Origin of the sequence: Microbulbifer discodermiae (assembly GCF_040742695.1) — a bacterium.
In the GTDB taxonomy this organism is placed as follows: domain Bacteria; phylum Pseudomonadota; class Gammaproteobacteria; order Pseudomonadales; family Cellvibrionaceae; genus Microbulbifer.
Genome location: NZ_JBFLAB010000107.1, coordinates 1 through 4,874, shown reverse-complemented (window position 1 = coordinate 4,874; position 4,874 = coordinate 1). Strand labels below are relative to the sequence as shown.

Here is a 4,874-nt window from a genome sequence, read left to right as displayed (position 1 = left end):
CAAAACAGCGTTTATGACCTGTATATTCGGTATTTTGACGTTACCTCGCTGTAAAGGCAGCAGGTGTTCGATAATTTTGAATTGCGATTTTGTGATTTCCATAAACGCAGATTTTATCAAAATTAGTGTTAACAGGCCCTAGCAGCGCTACAGTAATCTAAATTATTGCAGGCATAATACTCATAGCTGTAATCCCCATTATCTCGCGCAGGAAAGACCACCGATAAATTTGGCTCATAAACGGTTTTGGTAATGGCTGTGTTAACTTCCCTCACCTGATAGTAATCCCCATTGGGGGTTGCAGCCGGCCAGCTCACAGTGATATCGCCATTTGTGGTGTTTATTAGTACACCCATGCCACCCTGCAAAACGGGCGGTCTGCGTACACGCACTTTACTACTAGGAGGTCCTTCATCGCCGCACTGATACTCGTCTGACGCACCGCCTCCCTCATTGAATACCAAACAATTTGTAATGGTATAAGTGTACTCTCCATCAATATTTGCTGGGATGTTTAGCTGAGTAATATCCCTGTCTTGCCATGTTCTTCCACTGGGGTGTTCCGTCAAAATAAAGCCATTACCCGAAAACCCGCTCCAGCTTACGAGATAACCAGTTCCCGGATTTTTCGGAGGTACACTGGGTGCTCCCTCCACATTTGGAAAATCCACTGTGGTTTGGCTGCTGCCCCCGGTGGCACAAGCCCAACCGAACTCCTTACATGCAATGACCCGGTATAAATAATTGCCCTCCAGTTCATTACTAATAGAGTAACTTCTTACCATAGCGATATCGGTAAAAATGGTGTTCCAGCTAATACCGTCGTCTACACTTTCTTGTAGTAAGTAGTGAGTGACGCTACCCGAGGTGGCGCTCCAGGATACATCGTAGCTTCCACTACTACTGGTCGCCGGACTGTAGGGCATTGCCGGCGTTGCCGGCTCTACCCTAACAATCAAATCTGAAGAGCTATTGCCATAACCGGAACATGCCCATGAAAATTCATTACAGGCCCGCACCCTGAAGTCCCATAGACCATCAGTCAAACCCGTTGGCTGTGCGTCGGAGCTACTGCGACCGGTAACGGCATTACTCCAGGAGCCACTATTGTTCAGGCGCTTTTGTACATCGTAGTAAGTGGCATCGCTCACGTTGGCCCAGTCCAGACTGACTGAACCCGTGCTGGTGGTACTGCCAAGCCCCGGCGCTGCGGGGGCCGCCGGCTTGGAGCGCACCCTGAATTCTGCACTCTCGCTACTGGTGCTGCAGGACCAGTCATAACTATTACAGGCGAGGATACGAAACCTCCAGTCTCCGTCGGCCAGACCAATCACGGCCTCGGACAGGTCAGTTTGGCTCCCACCGATACGCTGCCAGCTTCCACTATTGCCGAGCTCTTTCTCGAGATAGTAGTAATCCACCGTGCCGGATGGTTTGGTCCAGCTGACAGTGATATCTCCGCTGGTACTCTGAGTCGTGGAGAGGGACGGCGCCGCACCGACACTGGGCCGCTTGCGGTACACCATGCTGTTACTGGCGGAACTGTAGCTGCCGCATAAGAATTCCGAGGAAGCGCCACCGCCTTCATTGAACACCATGCAAGAAGCCAGGGAATAGGTATAGGAACCGTCCGATGCCGGGGTGCTTATCAGGTAACTGTTGACATCCGTATCAACATCCCAGGTACGACCGGATTGATTTTCCCGGATTCGATAGCCATTGCCGGAGCGTTCAGACCAACTGACGGTAATGACACCCTCCGCATGTTGCGATGGCACCGAAGGTGCACTGCCTGCGGCAGGGTAAGCCACACTTGTCTGTTTTTGACCACCTGTGGCACAGGACCAGCTGTAGGTATTACAGGCCGTTACCCGGTATAAGTAGCTTCCCTCGGGTTTGGCGGTGACGGAAAAGCTGCGCGAGGTACCGGTATTATGGCTGGTCCAACTGGAGCCATTGTTGCTGCTCTCCTGCAACAGGTAGTAGGTAACGGTACCGGAGGCGGCAGCCCAGCTGATGGTATAACTGCCATTGGAGCTGCTTGTGGGATTATTTGGCGTGCCGGGTGCACCCGGTTTATTTCTGACCGTGAGGCTGTTTCCGCCATAGCGCCAGCCGCTGCAACCCGAGTCGTTGCACGCCCGCACCCGGTATTTATAGGTTGCATCTGCCCTGCCACTCAGCGACTTGCTGCGTGCGCTGGCATTATGGACTCTGACATAGGAATTTGAATTCTTTTGCTCCCAAAGCTCATATCTGGAAACAGTCCCGCTTGAGGTGCCCCAGCTAATGCTGAAGCTACCATTGTTGTCGGTGGCCGGAACTGTAATGGAACTGGGCGTGCCGGGTTTGGGAATCGTGACAGTCACACTAACACTACCCAGGGGTGTAGTTGTACCAGGTAGCCACTCCTGAATTATAGGGTTCCAGACATCTCCAGAAACAGCGCCTACGGTATAAGTATAAGTACCATTTTGAGTATGGGTGAAGTTTCTCCACGTACCTGTTGGCTGGTAAGAGCCAATAGAAGTCGAGCCTCGTCGGACAGTAACAAGGTAGTATTCCGCAGAGGAACTCGAAGACCAGCTAATGGTATGAGTACCGCTGGAGTTTGTCGTGCTTGCGGAAACAGCTGCCTTTGCAAGACCGGCCCAGTAAAGAGAAAAAATCACCAAAAATACTGAAATAGTTGTTCTTATACTCATAACCGACCAGTAGTGTGACAAAGGAAAAAATAAAGGTGTTTTCGCATGCAAGTGCGGGAAATATTTAATCAAGGTATCGCAACTTCGAACAATCAACAGGCTTCAACACTATCAATAATTTATAAACTGACTTTTTATCAAAATTAAAGCTGAACAAACTACATCAGTAAGTATCACCACAAAATGAGCGAAATAGCCTTAGTATAGAGAACCCATGGAGCATTTTATAATTATTTATCCAGCAATCAGTTTCCGGCGGAAATAATTTATTGACGAGCCTGCCCGTCTATTCATTTTGAAGAGTTTACCTGAATAAAGAAAACAACGCCATAACACAGCACTAAGCCCCCTCTACTTGCTTAAAATAGCCATCCTACATACTGAATTTCTACAACCGGGCCTGCCGGTAATCTCCCCATTTTTAGCCAAGGCTAAAAGTAGAGAGTTATGCGGCCTCCAGTCTTTGTGGAGGTGTGATGCCGCCTATGCCCATGTTGGGCCTTTCGTGGTTGTACATCCAAAACCAGCGAGTCGCATATTCCTGAACCTCTTTGATGCTCGAGATCAGATATTGTCCCAGCCAGTCATCCCGGACCGTCCGATTGTACCGCTCGACGTGGGAATTCTGCTGGGGTTTCCCGGGCTGGATAAAATTTAATTCAATATGGTTTCATTCAGCCCATGCAACGAGCAGGCCACTTATGTATTCGGGGCCGTTGTCACAACGCAGCTGCCTGAGTTTCCTCCTCCACTCGATAACGTTTTCCAGCGCTCGTATGACGCGAGGTGCCAGCGGAGAGAAATCGGCTTCAATGGTCAACCCTCCGCGATTGAAGTCATCTAGCCCGGATATTTCATGATCCAACCTAGCAGGCTGTTGATTTTCAGCCAGATTCAAACACGGTAATCGTTTGAATCCGCAATTCTCGGCCCAAATAGACGATTTAAGGCCATTTTTTACCCTTACGGGCCTTGGTGGCGAGCTTTCCCCGCCTTCAAGACGGACTATCCTTGTAACGCCCTCATTCGAGTCAGGTTCCAGCCAATCATCGTCAGCATAAAGACACTGTTCACTTTCGATAAACCGCGTACTTTCATCTGCCTGATGAGACCAATTGACTTACCCCAGCCAAATGGTTCTTATACCCGCTTTCTGCTCCGATGGCTGATCTGGTAGCCAGCGTGCCGGCTGGTGCGACCATCAATGGCAGAGCCTCCAATACGATTGTCATTCCGGGCAACATGGGGCGTCATATTCATGGCCCTGCAATCTTCCACGAACCCGGCGGTGTCATAGTTCTTGTCTGCACCAACCGTGCGCTTCTTCATACCGGGAAGTTCCGCCAGCAAGTCCACTGCTACTTCCCGCTCAGCTTTGCCAGTAGCGAGACTGGCCGCAGCCTTAACAATCAGACCGTTACGGTTTTCCATCACAGTATGACCCATGTACGACAGCTTGGCTTCTTTACCAGGGCCTTTCCTGGCCATCCGCGCATCACCGTCCGTCTTCGACTCGTGGGTAACGTTACTGCGCTTTTCACCGTGGAAATTCGCTTCGCGGTTGCGACCACCGCCCGCAGGAGGATCGTTATTGTCATCTTTACGGCGATAGCTCTTTTGCGAAGCCCAGGCTTGAATCAGGGTGCCGTCTACGCTGAAGTGCTCGTCGGAAAGAAGCTTGCGTTTACGAGCCAGCTCAATCACCTCTTCGAACAGCTCCGTAATCACATCGTTTTCCAGCAGCCGATCCCGATTAATGCTGAATGTGGAGTGATTCCAGACGTTGTCATCAATCGTTAAGCCGACAAACCACCGATACAGGAGGTTGTAGTTGATCTGTTCAACCAGCTGTCGTTCACTGCGGATACTGTAAAGCACCTGGAGCAACTGTGCCCTGATAAGGCGTTCTGGCGGAATGGACTCCCTACCGGTTTCGCAATAGATGCTGCTGAAGAGCCAGTTGAGGTTCTTCATCGCCTCATCCAGGAGCGCTTTGATCGGCCTCAGTGGGTGATCTGCTGGAACAAACGATTCCAACTGCACTGTTGTGAAAAGAGACTCCTGAAAAACATCCATACCGCGCACTGAACCAAAATCCTCTGTGGGTTATCGTTTTCCGTATTGTATCTAACCCAATGTTCTCAGGCGACAAAATCAACAGCCTGCTAG

Annotated in this window: 1 protein-coding gene and 2 pseudogenes; all 3 read right to left on the bottom strand. The window is 50.3% G+C overall.

Annotated features, from left to right (window positions below):
- Window positions 1-128: 128 nt before the first annotated feature.
- The 3 genes and pseudogenes from AB1S50_RS18785 to AB1S50_RS18775 all read right to left on the bottom strand — a co-directional run bounded on the left by AB1S50_RS18785 (window position 129) and on the right by AB1S50_RS18775 (window position 4,790).
- Window positions 129-2,369 (bottom strand): phage tail protein, encoded by a 2,241-nt coding sequence (locus AB1S50_RS18785; protein ID WP_367152748.1) that lies wholly within the window; start codon window positions 2,367-2,369, stop codon window positions 129-131.
- A gap of 781 nt (window positions 2,370-3,150) precedes the next feature.
- Window positions 3,151-3,549 (bottom strand): annotated as a pseudogene (locus AB1S50_RS18780) (integrase core domain-containing protein); the annotation flags it as partial.
- Window positions 3,550-3,710: 161 nt separating this feature from the next.
- Window positions 3,711-4,790: pseudogene (locus AB1S50_RS18775) on the bottom strand (IS5 family transposase).
- Window positions 4,791-4,874: the final 84 nt, after the last annotated feature.